Origin of the sequence: Arthrobacter tumbae (assembly GCF_016907495.1) — a bacterium.
GTDB lineage: Bacteria > Actinomycetota > Actinomycetes > Actinomycetales > Micrococcaceae > Arthrobacter_D > Arthrobacter_D tumbae.
The window spans coordinates 676,457-692,943 of record NZ_JAFBCC010000001.1 but is presented as its reverse complement, the minus strand read 5'-3'; the positions used below and the strand labels follow the sequence as shown (position 1 = coordinate 692,943).

The following is a 16,487-nucleotide window of genomic DNA, read 5'->3' as shown; positions in this document are numbered from 1 at the left end:
CGACGACGCTCCCACAGCCTGAGGCTGCGGGAGCGTCGTCGTCGTTATCGAAAGAGGCTGCTACCGGACAGCAGCTTCCTCAGCCGTGCCGAGGTCTTCCTCCTGCCGCTCCGGCTCAACGGCCGGTGCAGGCGGAGTACGACGGCGTTTCGCGCCGACAATCGCCGGATCCTTTGAGAGATCCATCATCAGCGCGACGCAGAGGCCCACCATGATGAGGACAAAGGGTGCTGCGGCGATGATCGTCAGCGTTTGAAGCGCACCCAGGCTGCCGATGAACAGCAGGACTGCGGCCACCGCGCCGGTCATGGTGCCCCACAGGATGGTGAGCCACTTCCTCGGGTTCTCGGATCCAAAGGAGGAGAGGGAGCCCAGAACGATCGAGGCGGCGTCCGCACCGGAGATGAAGAACACCGCAACGAGCAGGACCACGAGGATCGCGGTCACCGAGGCCAGCGGGTATTCAGCGAGCAGCGCGAACATCGCTGACTCCTGACTCTCCGCGTTGGCTGCGGCGATATCCACTCCGTTGTTCTGCGCGGTGATCGCGGTGCCTCCCCAGACACTGAACCAGACGAGGCTGACGAGGCTCGGCACGGCGACGACGCCGAGGATGAACTCCCGGATGGTGCGTCCGCGCGAGATCTTGGCAAGGAATGAACCGACGAACGGTGTCCAGGACACCCACCATGCCCAGTAGAAAATGGTCCAGGCCGAGAGCCAGTCCTGGCCGCCGAAGGCGCCGGTGCGCGTTGCCATCTGGGGGATCGCGAACAGGTAGTTGCCCGCCGCGGAGGGAATCAGTTCGAGGATGAAGACCGTTGGGCCCACGATGAAAAGGAAAGCAAGGAGCACCAGGGCGGCAATCATGTTGCCGTTGGAGAGCCACTTGATGCCGCGGGAGATGCCGCTGACGGCGGAGACGACAAAGCACACCGTCAGTAGCCCGATCAGCCCCACCTGGACCCAGATGTTGCTTTCAATGCCGAAGACTTCCGTGAGCCCGCCGTTGATCTGGACAACCCCGAGGCCCAGCGAGGTTGCGGAGCCGAACAGCGTGGCGAAAATAGCGAAGACGTCGATGGCGCGCAACGCCTTGATATTGGTGCGTCCACGGAACAGTGGAGCGAACGCGGCGCTGAAGCCGATGCCCCGTCCCTTGCGGAACGCTGAGTAGGCCAGGGCAAGTCCCACAACGGCGTAGATCGCCCAGGGATGCAGGGACCAGTGGAACAGCGTGTAGTTCATGGCCTGCCGGGCGGCGGCGTCCGTGCCCGGTTCCACGCCTTCCATCGGCGGCGTGAGGTAGTGGGAGATGGGTTCGGTGACGCCGTAGAACATCAGACCGATACCCATGCCGGCGCTGAACATCATCGCGATCCAGGAGGCCCGGGAGAAGGCGGGTTTTTCGTCATCGGCACCGAGGCGGATGCGCCCGTACTTGCTGAACGCGAGGAAGGCCGCGAAGACAACGAAGCCGGTGGCGGTGAGGACGAAGGCCCAGGAGAAGTTGGATACCAATCCATCGAGGACGCTGCTGGTGACATCGGCAAAACCGGTGGGAAAAACGACACCGAGGATGACCAGCGCCAGCACGACCACCAGGGACGTGTAGAAGACGGGACGATCAAGGACACCCTTGCTGGGTGCCTGTGCAGAGGCCGTTCCCGGCGGCCCCGACTGTATTTGGGCAGAATTGTGTGCGGAATCAGACATATTTCCACCGTACGCTCTGTACAGGTGTCTAGCCGGTGTGTTAGGTGCAATGGCCGATCAGGGGTCGGATCGTGAGAAAAGTTACCGAAACTTAGCGGATTCGCGTGGCCAGCCCGGGATATTCGACCACAACGCCCTCCCTGTCGATCTGCAACTCCGCGGTGAACCCATGGTTGTCGGAGCTGTAGAGAACGACGCCGTTCCGCTCGCTGTTCGCTGAGCGCAGTTGGCTATACATTTGGCTGCTGCGCATCACGCGCAGGCTCGGAACCTCCACCCACGCCATGATCATCGAAGTTTCATCCGCCGGGGCCAACTCCTCGGAGTGCAGGTTCAACCTCAGGATGGGCATCGTGTTGGTGAGCGGGCACAGCCCCAGATCACAGTCGAGGGCACCGGTCAGCAGGGAAGGGTCTTCAATGCCGGGCGCAGGAAGGTCGCACTCACCGGCGCTGGTGCCGGTGCCGGTCCACACGCCGTCGTCGTCGCGCTCCAGCTCAAGGTGCCGGCTCCAGCCATGGCTATGGACCGTCGCGGTCAGGCGCCGGGTTACCCAGCCCTCCGCCGTCGTGAGCGCCCAGCTCATGGCATACGAGTCAGTCCTGGACGTGCCGTGTGCGCTCAGCCTGCCCGGCTCCAGATTGATCGTTGCGGAATCCAGGCGGCCCGGATCGTCGATGCCCTGCCAGGTGTGGAGCAGACTCGTATGCAGTTGATTAGCCATTCGATTACCTTATGGAGCGTTGGGGGCGGCGCGCCAGAGAGAGTGCTCCTCGGAAGCAGGATTCCTTGTTTCCGGTACTTACCGGAGCCCGCGCACGTTCAGCGCGAGGTACAGGTGCACGCGGTCCGCGGTGACGGCGGGATCGTAGCCCGTGAGGTCCACGATCTGCTGCAGGCGGTATCGGACGGTGTTGCGGTGCAACTGCAGTACGTCTGCAACGGCGGCCACCGACCCGTTGTGTGCAAGATACTTCTCAAGCGTGAGCATCAGTTCCGCGCCGTGGCGTTCATCAAAGGCAACGACCGGGTCGAGTGCTTCGGCGGCCAGATCTGCCAGCGGCACGTCTTCGCTTGCCATGAGGAGGGAGGTCAGGCTGAGCCGGTCCGGCTGGTTGACCGCCTGGCCCCGGGTCAGTGACTCGCGCGCCTCGAAGTAGCTCCAGCGCAGACCGCTGGGCTGGGCATAGCCTCCCCCAAAGCCTACTTTCGCTGTGAAACCCGCTCCGTGGAGGTAGGCGCTCAGCGCCTGGCTGAAGGATTCGCCGTCGCTTTCCGGCACCGCGATCACCAGCCGGTCGTCCACAACGGCTGTGACGGCGTCGTCGTACGTGCCCGGCAACGGAAGCGTCCGCAGGGCGCGGCGCTGGCCAGTTGCCACATCCGCAAGCACAACGCACTGCCTTCGGGCAGTGTCTATGCCGGCGCTGCCCAGGCGCGCCGCAGCATCGCTGCCGCTGAGCGTGCCGCGCACCACGTCCTGCAGCAACTGCCCGACGACGGCGCGCTCACTCGCCCTGCGCCTGGCCTGGTTGCTCAGTTCGACGCTGATCAGGCTCTGCGCGTAGTCCGTAATGGCGTCGCGCTGGTACGGCTCGGCAATGGCCAGGGTGCAGCGGTCCTTCAGACCCGTCGCCACCGGCACCCGATGCCATGCGCGGTCCGGCACGCCGGCCGGCTCACCTGCCCCGACACCCGGCGCACTGCCGCCGGTCGCGAACAGCACCGTTCCGTACTGGGACAGCGCGACGTCGGTGCGCAGCATCGAGGCAAGCTCACGCAGGAGCTGGGGGAGGCCGCCACCGCCGAGCAGGGCAGCGGCCAGCACCTGGTGGCCCTTCAGCAGGTTTTCGAGCCGCGCGTAGTGTTCAGCGGACAGGGAGTCGGCAACGATCTTTCCGATCGCGATGAACGGTGTTTCATACGGAACGCGGAACACCGGGAGGCCGAGCTCGTCCGCCTGGTCGAGGAACGCGGCCGGCACCTTCTCGTGGCTCAGGCCCGTCGCAAAGCCGATCGCCAGCGCGCCGGACGCCTGGACATGCCGGACGAAGTTGCGCTGCGAGGTGGCTGATTTCTGCCGGAGGCCGGTGGTGAGCACCACTTCGCCGCCGCTGAGGAAGGGCTTCGGGTCCTCCAGCTCGGTCACCGCAACCCACTGGACCGGCACGTCCGCTACAGCACTGGTGCCCACCCGCTGCAGCTTCAGTGCGGGTGTGGCCAGGAGGGCCGACAGTGTGATCGCCATAACGTCCACTATAGGCGGGCGGGCTTGTGCGGATGCATCACGCTTCTGCGAAAGCGCTGTGCGGTCAAACCTAGGCGGCGTGGCGTGGACCACGTATGGTCGGCAGTGAATTTGGGCACTCCTGTCCCGGAACGAAAGGAAATACGCCGTGGTCGCAACCCTGCAGAACTTCATCAACGGCCAGTTCGTCACGCCGAGCGGCAGCGAGCTGCTGGACATCGTCAACCCGACCAACGGTGAAGTGGTCGCGCAGTCGCCCGTATCCGTCCAGGCTGACGTCGACTCAGCGATGAGCGCCGCCAAGACGGCCTTCGCCTCCTGGAAGCGGGAAACTCCCGGGCAGCGCCAGCTCATGCTGCTCAAGCTCGCCGACGCCATCGAGTCCCACAGCGAGGAACTTGTTGAGGCCCAGCACCGCAACACCGGCCAGGTCCGGGAAATGATCGCCTCGGAGGAAGTCGCAGCCGGAGCGGACCAGATGCGCTTCTTCGCCGGCGCCGCCCGCATCCTTGAGGGCAAGTCCGCCGGAGAGTACTTCGAAGGCCACACCTCGTACGTCCGCCGCGAACCGGTCGGGGTCATCGCCCAGGTTGCACCGTGGAACTACCCCTTCCTCATGGCCATCTGGAAGATCGGCCCGGCGCTTGCCGCCGGCAACACCATCGTGCTCAAGCCCAGTGACACCACTCCGGAGTCCACGCTTGTCCTCGCCCGACTGACGCAGGGTATCCTGCCCGACGGCGTCCTGAACGTTGTGCTGGGCACAGGAGCCACCGGCGCGGCCATGGTTGAGCACAAGACCCCGGCCATGGTCTCGATCACCGGCTCGGTGCGTGCGGGCATCGCCGTCGCCACCGGAGCCGCGAAGGGGCTCAAGCGCGCCCACCTCGAGCTCGGAGGCAAGGCTCCGGCCATCGTCTTCGGCGACGCTGACGTCAAGAAGAGCGCGGCGGCCATCGCCGAGGCGGCCTTCTTCAACGCCGGGCAGGACTGCACCGCCGTCACCCGCGTGCTGGTGCAGGATTCAGCCCACGATGACCTCGTGGCTGCCATGGTTGAACACACCAAAACCCTCACCACGGGTGATGCCGACGACTCGAAGAACTACTTCGGGCCGCTCAACAACATCAACCACTTCAACGCCGTCAACGCGGTCATGGATGCACTGCCCTCGCACTGCTCCGTGGCAGTCGGCGGCAAGCGCTCCGGTGACAAGGGCTACTTCTACGAAGCCACCATCGTCACCGGCGCCGAACAGACCGACGACATCGTGCAGAAGGAAACCTTCGGACCGGTCATCACCGTGCAGAAGTTCTCCAGCGAGGAGGAAGCGATCGGGATGGCCAATGACGTGGACTACGCCCTGGCCTCCAGCGTCTGGACCACCGACCACGGAACAGCCATGCGCGTCTCCCGTGACCTGGATTTCGGTGCCGTGTGGATCAACACCCACATCCTCCTCACCGCCGAAATGCCCCATGGCGGATTCAAGAGCTCCGGCTACGGCAAGGACCTCTCCATGTACGGCGTCGAGGACTACACCCGCATCAAGCACGTCATGAGCGCGCTGGACGCCTGACAGGTTCTCTGTCCGGATTTTTCTCCAGATTCTTTGTCCAGAAAGGACTTCCTATGACCACCCAGGCACTCCAGCCGCACTTCCGGCTCGAGCAGAAGCGCCGCATCATCGGCGATTTCCCCGGCCCCAAATCCACCGCCCTCAACGCACGCCGCTCCGCCGTCGTCGCCAAGGGTGTTGCCTCCGGCGTTCCCGTGTATGTTGCGGACGCTGATGGCGGGATCCTGCACGACGTCGACGGTAACTCGTTCATCGACTTCGGCTCCGGCATCGCGGTGACGAGCGTCGGGGCGTCCGATCCCGCCGTCGTCGGTGCAGTGAAGGAGCAGGTGGAGCACTTCACGCACACCTGCTTCATGGTGACCCCCTACGAGGGCTACATCGCCGTTGCGGAGAAGCTCGCCGAGTTGACCCCGGGCGATTTCGAGAAGCGGACGGTGCTATTCAACTCCGGCGCTGAGGCGGTGGAGAACGCCGTCAAGATTGCACGGATGGCCACCGGCCGCCCCGCGGTAGCCGCGTTTGACCACGCCTACCACGGCCGCACCAACCTGACCATGGCGCTGACCGCCAAGTCGCTTCCCTACAAGGCCGGCCCCGACGGTACCTTCGGTCCGTTCGCCTCCGAGGTCTACCGCCTGCCCATGAGCTACCCGTTCAGGGAGGAAAACCCGTCGATCACGGGCGAGGAAGCCGCACAGCGGGCCATCTCCGTGATGGAGAAGCAGATCGGCGCGGAGTCACTCGCCGCGATCATCATCGAGCCGGTGCAGGGCGAGGGCGGCTTCATTGTCCCCGCTGACGGCTTCATGCCCACCCTCGCCGCGTGGGCGAAGGAGAAGGGCGTCGTCTTCATTGCGGACGAGGTGCAGTCCGGATTCTGCCGCACCGGCGAATGGTTCGCGGTGAATCATGAGGGAGTGGTTCCTGATCTGATCACCATGGCCAAGGGCATTGCCGGGGGTATGCCTCTTTCGGCTGTCACCGGCCGTGCGGACCTGCTCGACGCCGTTCACCCCGGTGGTCTGGGCGGCACCTACGGCGGCAACCCCGTTGCCTGTGCTGCGGCGCTCGCTGCGATCGACACCATGACGGACCTGGACCTGTCCGCGCGTGCGCGGCGGATCGAGGAGATTGTGGTGCCGCGTCTGCGCGCCCTGCAGGAGGAGAGCGGCATCCTCGGCGAGGTCCGCGGCCGTGGCGCCATGCTCGCCGTCGAATTCGTCATGCCGGGTACCAGGGAGCCCAATCCAGTGGCGACCAAGGCGATTGCGGCCGCATGTCTGGAGGAAGGCGTCATCATTCTCACCTGCGGAACTTACGGCAACATCATTCGGCTGCTGCCCCCGCTGGTCATCGGGGAGGAGCTCCTGAACGACGGCCTCGACGTTCTGGAGAAAGCAATCCGCGCGGCGAAGTAGCGCTAGCGCACGTACGACGACGACGGCGGTCGGCTGGGATATCCCGGCCGACCGCCGTCGTTCTTTCTGCGTTGATTTGGCAGGACACTCCCCTGATGGCGGGCAATTAAGGGCGTGTCCTGCCAACTCATCGGGTTGCGTCTTGCACACAGGCGCCGGAGCCTGCATACTAAACGAACGCAATTCGTTTATGTGATCCAGGTGACAGTGGAGAATCCGCTCGGCACACAATTCCTAACAAAGAGGTAAGGAACCCATGAGCACTATGAAAGTGCGCACCGGCGCTCCAAACAGCACGCCCAAGTACTCCGGCAAGGGACTGAAGACGGGCCAGCTCGGCCTGCTCGCCGTCGTCGTCATCGGTATTTCCACCATCGCGCCGGCCTACGTCCTCACCAGCACACTGGGCCCCACGGTGCAGAGTATCGGCGTGCACCTTCCGGCGATCTTCCTGGTCGGGTTCATCCCGATGTTCCTGGTGGCGCTCGGGTACCGCGAGCTCAACGCGGACAGCCCGGACAGCGGAACCACTTTCACCTGGGTGACCAAGGCGTTCGGCCCGTACATCGGCTGGATCGGCGGCTGGGGACTGCTGGCGGCGAACATCATCGTGCTCTCCAATCTGGCCGGCGTCGCCGTCGACTTCTTCTACCTGTTCCTCGCCCAGCTCACCGGGCAGGACGCCATTGCGGACCTCACGGGAATCCGGTGGCTGAACATCCTGACCTGCCTGGTGTTCGTCGGCGCTGCCGTGTGGGTTTCCTGCCGCGGCGTGAAGACCACCAAGGCCGTGCAGTACGCGCTCGTGGGACTGCAGGTCGGTGTGCTGGCGTGGTTCGTGATTGCCGCGTTCAGCCGCATCCAGCAGGGCTCAGCCGCTGACACCATCGCGTTCAGCTGGGACTGGTTCAATCCCTTCGCGATCGAAAGCTTCTCCGCCTTCGCACTCGGGCTTTCGCTGTCCATCTTCGCGTTCTGGGGGTGGGATGTCTGCCTCACGGTGAGCGAGGAATCCCGGAACGGCAAGCGAACCGCCGGCCAGGCAGCAACCTGGACCGCCGTCGTCGTGCTGGGCATCTACCTGCTCGGCGCCATTGCGACGGTCATGTTCGCCGGCATCGGTACTGAAGGTCTCGGCCTCAACAACTCGGACATCTCCGAGAACGTCTTCGCGGCGCTTGCCGCTCCGGTCATGGGGCCGTTCGCCATCCTGCTCTCGCTCGCAGTGCTGTCCAGCTGCGCCGCGTCGCTGCAGTCGACCTTCCTTTCCCCGGCCCGCAGCCTGCTGGCTATGGGTTACTACAAGGCGCTGCCGCAGAAGTTTGCGACCGTGCATCCCACGTACCGGTCGCCGGTCTTCGCAACCGTCGTCGCCGGCGTGATCTCCGCAGGGTTCTACTCGCTCATGCGCATCATCAGCGACAACGTCCTGAACGACACCATCATGGCCCTCGGCCTGATGATCTGCTTCTACTACGGCCTGACTGCCCTGGCCTGCGTCTGGTACTTCCGCCGGACGGCATTCACCTCGGCGCGGAACTTCGTGTTCCGGCTGCTGGCACCGCTGCTCGGCGGAATCGGCCTCGTGATCGTGTTCCTGCAGACCGCCGTCGACAGCTGGGATCCGGCCTTCGGCAGCGGCTCGGAAGTCTTCGGGGTAGGGCTGGTGTTCGTGATCGGCGTGGGGATCATCGCGCTGGGCGTCGTGGTGATGTTCATCGTCCGCCGCACGCATCCGGGGTTCTTCCGCGGCGAGACGCTGCGCCGTGACACTCCGGCGCTTGAGGTGGCCGAGTAGTCAGACGCCCGCGGGCAGCTGTTGCCCGCTCTTGCGGGGCCTCGCGTTCTTCCGGACCGTACGGATCATGTCCACGGTGAGGAGCGCGAGGCCCACCCATACCAGCCCGAAGCCGATCCACCGCTCCAACGGCATCTCCTCGCGGAAAACCGTGAGGGCCAGGATGAACTGGAGAACCGGCGCGAGGTACTGCAGCATCCCGATGGTGGTCAGGGGCAGCCGGCGGGCAGCTGCACCGAAGAAAATCAGCGGAACAGCGGTGATGACTCCCGACGCCGCCATAATCCAGAAGTGGCCGGGCCCCTCCGTGGTCAGCGTTGCCCCGCCGGAGAGCGAAAGCCAGATCATGACAACGGCGGCGATCGGCGTCAGCACCGCCGTTTCGATGCTGAGGCTGGTCACGGCGTCGACGCTCGGTCCCACCCGCTTTTTCACAAACCCGTAGAAACCGAAGGAAAAAGCCAGCGCCAGGGCGATCCACGGTACGTTCCCGTAGCCAACCGCCAGGACGACGACGGCGACCAGCCCCATTCCCACGGCCACCCACTGCAGTGGACGGAGCTTCTCCCGCAGTACGAGGACGCCGAGAAGGACCGACACGATCGGGTTGATGAAATAGCCCAGCGATGCCTCGATGGCGTGACCGTTGGTGACGCCGTAGGTGTAAACAAGCCAGTTCACGGCAATGAGAAGCCCGGCCACGGTAAGGGTTCCGAGTACCTTCGGGTTGGCGAAGGCGGTGCGGACCGTGGTCCAGGAGCGCAGAACGGTCAGCAGCAGCGCGCAGAAGATGAGCGACCACAGCACACGGTTCGCCACAATTTCCACGGCGGTGGCCGGGAGCAGAATGATGAAGTACAGGGGGAGCATGCCCCACAGTCCGTAGGCGCCGATACCAAAGAGGACGCCCGTGGCGTTTTCGCTACGGGCAGGGCGGGGATTGGTTCGGGTGCGGCTCACATGCGTGCCAACCGCCGTCGTACCGTTCCTATTCCGGGGACGGACGGGGAACATTCAGGGGAGTTGCGAGTGAGCCGCGCCACTGGTTTCGACGCGGATCGAACGGGGGATTTAGAATAGGAAACTGTGCGCTAATGTGCGTTCAATTGTCCCCTCAGGGAAGCCCCCGGGTAATCCACCAGGAAGAAGGCATCAGTGTCCAGCACGACGTCGGTCCGTCCACTTCGGGTAGCCATCATCGGCGCAGGCCCGGCCGGTGTTTATGCCGCAGACATCCTGACGAAGTCGCAGGAGGTCAAGGGCGGTGACTTCGAGGTTTCCATCGACCTCTTTGACCAGTACCCCGCGCCCTACGGCCTGATCCGCTACGGCGTGGCCCCTGATCATCCGCGTATCAAGGGCATCGTGACCGCCCTGCACAAGGTACTGGACCGCGGGGACATCCGCTTCCTCGGCAACGTGAACTACGGCCGCGATCTCACCTTGAAAGACTTCCGTACCTTCTACGACGCCGTCATCTTCGCCACGGGTGCGGTGAAGGACGCGGATCTGAACATTCCCGGCGTGGACCTTCAGGGTTCCTTCGGCGGAGCGGACTTCGTCTCCTGGTATGACGGGCACCCTGACGTTGACCGCGACTGGCCGCTTGATGCCAAAGAGATCGCCGTCATCGGCAACGGCAACGTGGCCTTGGACATCGCCCGCGTTCTCTCGAAGCACGCCGATGATCTCCTGGTCACGGAGATTCCATCCAACGTCTACGCTGCGCTGAAGGAGTCCCCGGTGACGGACGTGCACGTCTTCGGCCGCCGCGGGCCCGCGCAGGTGAAGTTCACGCCGTTGGAATTGCGTGAGCTTTCGCACTCTCGCGACGTCGACATTGTGCTGTACCCCGAGGATTTCGATTTCGACGAAGCCTCCGAACAGCAGATCGCCGGCAACAACCAGACCAAGACGATGGTCAAGACGCTGACGAACTGGCTGGTTGAGCAGCCGGAGGATCCGGCGGAATTCACGGCCTCGCGCCGCCTGCACCTTCACTTCCTGCACAGTCCCGTGGAGATCACTGACTCGCCGGACACCCCGGGCAAGGTGGCGAAGGTCCGTTTTGAGCGCACGCGCCTCAACGGCAGCGGTTCGGTGGAGGGTACTGGCGAGTACCTCGACTACCCGATCCAGGCCGTTTACCGGGCCATCGGCTACTTCGGCTCGGAACTGCCGGAGGTCGGCTACGACGAGCAGGCCGGCGTCATCCCCAACGAGGGCGGACGTGTGGTGGATGAGTCAGGCAACGCCGTGCCCGGCATCTACTGCACCGGCTGGATCAAGCGCGGGCCCGTCGGGCTGATCGGCCACACCAAGGGCGACGCCCTCGAGACCATCGGCTACCTTTTGGAGGACCGACTCAACCTCCCGCCGGCCGAACATCCGTCGGAAGACGCCATCATCAACCTCCTGGAGGAGCGCGGCGTCCGGTACACCACCTGGGAGGGCTGGCTGAAGCTCGATTCCCACGAAATGAAGCTGGGCGCCAATTACATGCACGACGACGGCAGCCTCCCCGAGCTGGTCCGGGACCGCGTGAAGCTGGTTCCGCGCGAGGACATGATCGCGATTTCCCGCGGGGAGTAAGTCCAGCCGCCGGTGCTGCTGCGGATCGTCGGAAAGGACTGATCATGAAGGCCATCATCATCGGCGCGGGGATCGCGGGCCTGGCTACGGCGAAGAACCTTGCGGAATTCGGGTGGCAGGTGGAGATTCTGGAGAGAGCGCCGGGACCTCGGGCAAGCGGCTACATGGTTGACTTCTTCGGTCCCAGATATGATGCCGCGGAAAAGATGGGCGTGCTGCCGGCGCTGCAGGCCCGGGCGTACTCCGTCCATGAAGTGTCGTACGTCAATGCGAAGGGGCGCTCAACCGGGCGCCTCAGCTACGAACGCTTCTCGAAGGCAGTCGACGGCCGGCTGATGAGCATCATGCGACCGGATCTCGAGGATGCACTGCGGGAAAGCCTTCCTGCGTCAGTCCGCCTTCGCTACGGCGCAACTTTCAAGCAGATCGAGAATTACGACGACGGCGCGTGCGTCCATACCTCGGACGGACGGCTTATTGACGCTGACCTCGTGGTCGGCGCGGACGGCATTCACTCGGTGGTGAGGGAAGCCGTCTTCGGGCCGGAATCCCGGTACATCAACTACCTCGGATTCCATACTGCTGCATTCACCTTCGAGGATCCCGTCACGAGTGAGCAAGTCAGCGGCAGGTTCGCCCTCAGTGACACCAGGGACAGGCAGATCGGACTCTATGGGCTGAGGGATGCGAAGGTCGCCGCGTTCCTGATTCACCGGGATGCTTCTCCCGCACTGCCGGTAAATCGAAGGGAGGCCCTGCGCAAGGAGTTTTCGGGCGCAGGTTGGCTCGCTCCACGCGCTCTCGACCAGGCGCCCGAGGACCCGTACTACGATGTTGTCGCCCAGATCCACATGGAGCGGTGGCATTCCGGCCGGGTGGTTCTGGTGGGTGATGCGTGCCAGGCGGTTTCGCTGCTCGCCGGCCAGGGGGCGTCACTGGCGGTTGCCGGAGCCCGCATCCTGTCGAACCACCTTGCGGAGTCCGCATCGATTGCGGATGGACTCGTCGCTTATGAGGAGCACTGGATGCCGGTCGCCCGCGAAAAGCAGGAGGCCGGGCGCCGCGCAGCGCGCTGGTTCCTGCCGTCGTCGGGCCCGGAACTGTTGCTGCGTCGGGTGATGCTGAAGCTGTCCCGGCTGCCGGTGATCAACCGGTTCATCGGCGCTTCACTGGCGGGCAAAGCGGTGCCCATCTCCTGAGCGCTCAGTGCCTGAGCAAGATGGTCACGACCGGCCCGCGCCAAGACCCCAAAGGTGAACTTGCACCGCGTGCAAAGTTGCACGTAGTGTAATTCTGTGACAGAACAGCAGATCAGCCGCCGCGAGCAGAACAAGCTCGAGACACGGCGCGCTATTGCCCAGGCGGCTCTCAACCTCGCGCGCACCCACGGCATGGGCGGTTTCACGGCTGAGCAGATCGCCGACCAGGCAAACGTTTCCCGCCGGACCTTCTTCAACTACTTTCACAGCCCGGAAGAGGCGCTGATCGTCTCCACGGAGTCTTTCCTGGACCGCGCGGAAGCAGAGCTTGCCGCCCGCCCCGGGGATGAGCCCATCCTCGACGCCATGATCGCAGCCCTCGCCGCCACTACCAAGGTGGAAAACCTGAAGGACTGCGGCGACCTCTTCCGCATGGCTGCAGGCAACCCCGATCTCCTCGGTTCCCACCTCCTCGCCTGGGAGCGGGCTGAAGCGCGCATCATCAGCGCGGTCGAGGACCGGTTGCGCGGCCAGGCTTCGACCCTCTATGTCCACGCGCTGGTCGGATCGCTGCTCTCCTGCGCTAAGGCCGCAATGCGGGAGTGGGCATCGGGCGAGAACCCGGACCACAATGCGGCGCAAACCCTTGAAGACTCCATCGTCGCGACGCTGAGCATGCTTCGCGACGGCTTTTCCCGTCCTTCTTCCTAATTCAGCCCTCAATCCAGGACGCACAACACCATGGCATTCCTCCTGTACCGACTCGGTTCCTTCGCCTACCGCCGCCGCTGGTGGGTGGTCTCCGCCTGGCTGGCCATCATGGTCGCTGTCGGTGGCTCAGCCGTCGCTTTCTCCGGCACCCTGAGCAACAACTTCACCATCCCGGGCACTGAGTCCCAGCGTGTCCTGAATCAGCTCAAGGAGGAGATGCCCGAGGCCGTCGGCGGCATGGGAACCATTGTTTTCCAGAGCACCGACGGCGAGTTCACCGCCGAGCAGCAGAACACAGCCACCGCTGCCCTCACCGACGTTGAAGGGCTCGACGGCGTTGAGTCAGTCATCGACCCGTTCGAGACTGCCCAGCAGCTCGCCGACAGCCGCGAGGAGATCGAGAACGGCAGGGCGGAACTCGAGGCGGGAGCCCAGGAGCTCGTAGACGGCGCCGCCCAGCTCGATGCCGCCCAGGCACAGCTCGATGACCAGCGTGCGCAGTTTGAAGCGGGAAAGACGTTCCTGCCCGCGGAACAGATCGACGCAACTGTGGCGCAGCTTGACGCCGCCCAGGCCGGGATCGATGCCCAGCGCACCCAGCTTGACGAGGGCCAGGCCGAACTGGACGCCGCCCGCGTGGAACTCGAGCGCGGTGAGCGCCTCCTCGAGGCCACCTCAGGCGTGCAGTTCGTGTCCGACGACGACACCACCGCGGTTGCCAGCGTCCAGTTCACCACCGCAGTCGACGCCATCACGCCCGAGACCCGTGAAGCGGTTCAGGAAGCAGCTGACGCGGCGACTGAGGCCGGGTTGAACGTCGAATACAGCAAGGAAATCGTCCAGGACATCTCGGAGATCTTCGGCCCGGCCGAAGTCATCGGACTCCTGGTCGCCGCCATTGTCCTCATTGTCATGCTCGGAACACTCGTAGCAGCGGGCCTGCCGCTGCTCATGGCAATTGTCGGAGTGGGAGTCGGCGTCGGAATCACCTTCGCCCTCACCGGAGTCATCCAGATGAGCTCCATCTCGCCGGTGCTTGCGCTGATGCTGGGCCTCGCCGTCGGAATCGACTATTCACTGTTCATCGTGAACCGCCACCGCACGCAGCTGCTGCGCGGTATGCCGCTGCAGGAATCCATTGCGCGTGCCACGGGGACCGCAGGCAACGCTGTCCTTTTCGCGGGTATCACGGTCATCATCGCCCTTGCTGCGCTCGCCGTCCCCGGCCTGCCGTTCCTCACGATCCTCGGCCTATCCGCTGCCGGAACAGTCGCCGTCTCCGTGCTGGTTGCGCTCACCCTGACGCCGGCGCTGCTAGGCTTCATGGGCCGCAAGGTCATCTCGAAGCGCCGCTGGAAGACCGCGCACCCCGCCAGCGAAGCGGCGGCTGACGAGCACACGGTTGATGATTCCTATGCAGCCGGCCGCGGCTGGGGCGGTTTCGTCACCCGCAAACCGGTCCTCACGGTGCTGGCAGGCGTCGCTGCGCTCGGTGTCCTTGCCCTGCCGGCGCTGGAACTACGTGTCGGCCTGCCCGACGGCGGCTCCGAGCCGACCGATTCCACCGCCTACCAGGCCTACACACTGGTGGGGGAGAAGTTCGGCGAGGGCACCAACGGTCCTCTCCTCGCCGTCGGTGAATTGCCGCAGATCGCGGATGAAGGCGAACGCACTGACCTCCAGCTCGACGTAGCCGACCGCCTCGCCGCCATCGACGACGTCGTGACCGCCGTCCCTGCCGGAATCAGTGATGACGGACGCACCGCCATCTACCAGGTCATCCCCGCTGAGGGCCCGGCCAGCGAGAGCACCGAGCAGCTGGTGCGAGACCTCCGTGCCGAAGCCGCCAGCATTGAGGACGCCACGGGCGTCACCGTGTCCTTCACCGGGCAGACGGCCGCGAACATCGACGTCTCCGCAAAACTCATGGAAGCCATGCCGCTCTACCTTGGCATCGTCGTCGGGCTGTCCCTGGTGCTGTTGCTCCTCGTGTTCCGGTCCATCCTGGTGCCGCTCATCGCCACTGCCGGCTTCCTCCTCTCGCTGCTGGCCAGCTTCGGCGCCACCGTCGCGATCTACCAGTGGGGCTGGCTGGGCGACTTCTTCGGCGTCACCAATCCCGGCCCGATCCTGAGCTTCCTTCCCATCATCCTGATCGGCGTGCTGTTCGGTCTGGCCATGGATTACCAGATGTTCCTCGTCTCCGGCATGCGCGAGTCCTTCGTCCACGGCCGGCCGGCCAAGGAAGCGGTCCGGGTGGGGTTCAGCCACGGCGCCAGGGTGGTGACGGCTGCGGCCATCATCATGGTGTCTGTGTTCGCCGGCTTTGTGTTCTCCCACCTGACCATGGTTCGTCCCATCGGCTTCGGCCTGGCGTTCGGCGTGCTGCTTGACGCGTTCATTGTCCGGATGACGCTGATCCCGGCCGCAATGCACCTGCTTGGCCGTTCGGCCTGGTGGCTGCCGAAGTGGCTGGACCGCATCCTGCCGGATGTTGACGTCGAAGGCGCCCGTCTGGTGGAACAAACGAACGACGACGGCGCGCGCCAGGTTCCGGCGTCGGACCCTGTGACGACAGGCCGCTGATCCTCACGGGCTGTACTATTCAGCCATGGCGCGCCCCCCGAAACCGGAACGGAAGAACGAGCTGCTCGAGCAGATCGTCGATCATCTCCTCGACAAGACGTTCGCGAGCCTGAGCTTCCGTACCCTTGCGGACGGCCTGGGCATCAGCAGCTACGTACTCGTGTACCACTTCGGTAACCGCGAGGAACTCATCAATGAGATCGTCCGCCATATTGAAGCGCGTCACGATGCTTTGAAGCCTGAGAACCCCGAGGGATTCACCCGGGAAGATTTCCGCACGTGGATCCTGGGTGCCTGGAGCTGGCTTCTGATTGAGCGAAACCGCCAGTTGCAGCGGCTCGAATTTGAAGCCGCTCTCCAGGACGCAGTGAGCGTCAATCCACGCGGCAGTGCCCTGAAGAAGTTCGCCTACTGGCATTCCTTCTCGGCAGACTGGCTGGTCAACCAGGGTATGCAGCGTGCGGAGGCCGAGTCCTCTGCGCGGTTGTTCACTTCGAGTCTGTACGGCCTGCAGTACGACTACGTCCTGAACCAGGATCGGGATTCCGTCGAACGGGCCCTGCAGTTGCTGATGGACCGCTTTTTCACCGGTCTTGACCTGGCTAATTCCCGGACGAACCCCTAAAGAACGACGAAG

Annotated in this window: 12 protein-coding genes; 8 read left to right on the top strand and 4 right to left on the bottom strand. The window is 64.4% G+C overall.

The window, feature by feature from the left end; translation table 11 throughout:
- Positions 1-60: 60 nt before the first annotated feature.
- The 3 genes from JOD47_RS03325 to JOD47_RS03315 form a co-directional block, all read right to left on the bottom strand.
- Positions 61-1,716, bottom strand: a complete 1,656-nt coding sequence (locus JOD47_RS03325; protein ID WP_204531930.1) for a BCCT family transporter — start codon at positions 1,714-1,716, stop codon at positions 61-63.
- Between the two features lie 91 nt (positions 1,717-1,807).
- Positions 1,808-2,440: a putative glycolipid-binding domain-containing protein gene (locus JOD47_RS03320; protein WP_204531929.1), complete on the bottom strand. Its 633-nt coding sequence runs from the start codon at positions 2,438-2,440 to the stop codon at positions 1,808-1,810.
- A gap of 78 nt (positions 2,441-2,518) precedes the next feature.
- A complete protein-coding gene (locus tag JOD47_RS03315; protein ID WP_204531923.1) occupies positions 2,519-3,964 on the bottom strand; it encodes a PucR family transcriptional regulator in 1,446 nt (481 codons plus the stop codon).
- A gap of 148 nt (positions 3,965-4,112) precedes the next feature.
- On the opposite strand from JOD47_RS03315, the gene JOD47_RS03310 reads away from it, so the two are divergent.
- The 3 genes from JOD47_RS03310 (at position 4,113) to JOD47_RS03300 (ending at position 8,762) form a co-directional block, all read left to right on the top strand.
- Positions 4,113-5,543, top strand: a complete 1,431-nt coding sequence (locus JOD47_RS03310; RefSeq protein ID WP_204531922.1) for a gamma-aminobutyraldehyde dehydrogenase — start codon at positions 4,113-4,115, stop codon at positions 5,541-5,543.
- A gap of 53 nt (positions 5,544-5,596) precedes the next feature.
- The gene (gene gabT, locus JOD47_RS03305; RefSeq protein ID WP_204531921.1) at positions 5,597-6,964 is read left to right on the top strand and encodes a 4-aminobutyrate--2-oxoglutarate transaminase; all 1,368 of its coding nucleotides are present in this window, start codon (positions 5,597-5,599) and stop codon (positions 6,962-6,964) included.
- Between the two features lie 256 nt (positions 6,965-7,220).
- The gene (locus JOD47_RS03300) at positions 7,221-8,762 is read left to right on the top strand and encodes an APC family permease (RefSeq protein ID WP_204531920.1); all 1,542 of its coding nucleotides are present in this window, start codon (positions 7,221-7,223) and stop codon (positions 8,760-8,762) included.
- On the opposite strand, the gene rarD is transcribed toward JOD47_RS03300, so the two are convergent.
- Positions 8,763-9,722: an EamA family transporter RarD gene (rarD, locus tag JOD47_RS03295; protein WP_307836189.1), complete on the bottom strand. Its 960-nt coding sequence runs from the start codon at positions 9,720-9,722 to the stop codon at positions 8,763-8,765.
- Positions 9,723-9,917: 195 nt separating this feature from the next.
- Here rarD and JOD47_RS03290 point away from each other — a divergent pair, with 195 nt between their 5' ends.
- From JOD47_RS03290 to JOD47_RS03270, 5 genes are all read left to right on the top strand, one after another.
- The gene (locus JOD47_RS03290; protein WP_204531918.1) at positions 9,918-11,354 is read left to right on the top strand and encodes an FAD-dependent oxidoreductase; all 1,437 of its coding nucleotides are present in this window, start codon (positions 9,918-9,920) and stop codon (positions 11,352-11,354) included.
- 44 nt (positions 11,355-11,398) lie between these two features.
- On the top strand, positions 11,399-12,553 hold the full coding sequence (locus tag JOD47_RS03285) for an FAD-dependent oxidoreductase (protein ID WP_239547987.1): 1,155 nt from the start codon (positions 11,399-11,401) through the stop codon (positions 12,551-12,553).
- A gap of 96 nt (positions 12,554-12,649) precedes the next feature.
- Complete coding sequence (locus tag JOD47_RS03280) at positions 12,650-13,264, top strand: TetR/AcrR family transcriptional regulator (protein ID WP_204531916.1); 615 nt, start codon at positions 12,650-12,652, stop codon at positions 13,262-13,264.
- 30 nt (positions 13,265-13,294) lie between these two features.
- Positions 13,295-15,850, top strand: a complete 2,556-nt coding sequence (locus JOD47_RS03275; RefSeq protein WP_204531914.1) for an MMPL family transporter — start codon at positions 13,295-13,297, stop codon at positions 15,848-15,850.
- Positions 15,851-15,875: 25 nt separating this feature from the next.
- Positions 15,876-16,475, top strand: coding sequence for a TetR/AcrR family transcriptional regulator (locus JOD47_RS03270; RefSeq protein WP_204531912.1), 600 nt, complete (start codon positions 15,876-15,878; stop codon positions 16,473-16,475).
- Positions 16,476-16,487 lie beyond the last annotated feature (12 nt).

What these genes read in the sequence shown, in the direction of transcription:
- JOD47_RS03270 (WP_204531912.1), top strand. Translation starts at nt 15,876, where the DNA reads ATGGCGCGCCCCCCGAAACCGGAACGGAAGAACGAGCTGCTCGAGCAG.
- JOD47_RS03320 (WP_204531929.1), bottom strand. Translation starts at nt 2,440, where the DNA reads ATGGCTAATCAACTGCATACGAGTCTGCTCCACACCTGGCAGGGCATC.
- JOD47_RS03285 (WP_239547987.1), top strand. Translation starts at nt 11,399, where the DNA reads ATGAAGGCCATCATCATCGGCGCGGGGATCGCGGGCCTGGCTACGGCG.
- JOD47_RS03300 (WP_204531920.1), top strand. Translation starts at nt 7,221, where the DNA reads ATGAGCACTATGAAAGTGCGCACCGGCGCTCCAAACAGCACGCCCAAG.
- JOD47_RS03315 (WP_204531923.1), bottom strand. Translation starts at nt 3,964, where the DNA reads ATGGCGATCACACTGTCGGCCCTCCTGGCCACACCCGCACTGAAGCTG.
- JOD47_RS03325 (WP_204531930.1), bottom strand. Translation starts at nt 1,716, where the DNA reads ATGTCTGATTCCGCACACAATTCTGCCCAAATACAGTCGGGGCCGCCG.
- gabT (WP_204531921.1), top strand. Translation starts at nt 5,597, where the DNA reads ATGACCACCCAGGCACTCCAGCCGCACTTCCGGCTCGAGCAGAAGCGC.
- JOD47_RS03275 (WP_204531914.1), top strand. Translation starts at nt 13,295, where the DNA reads ATGGCATTCCTCCTGTACCGACTCGGTTCCTTCGCCTACCGCCGCCGC.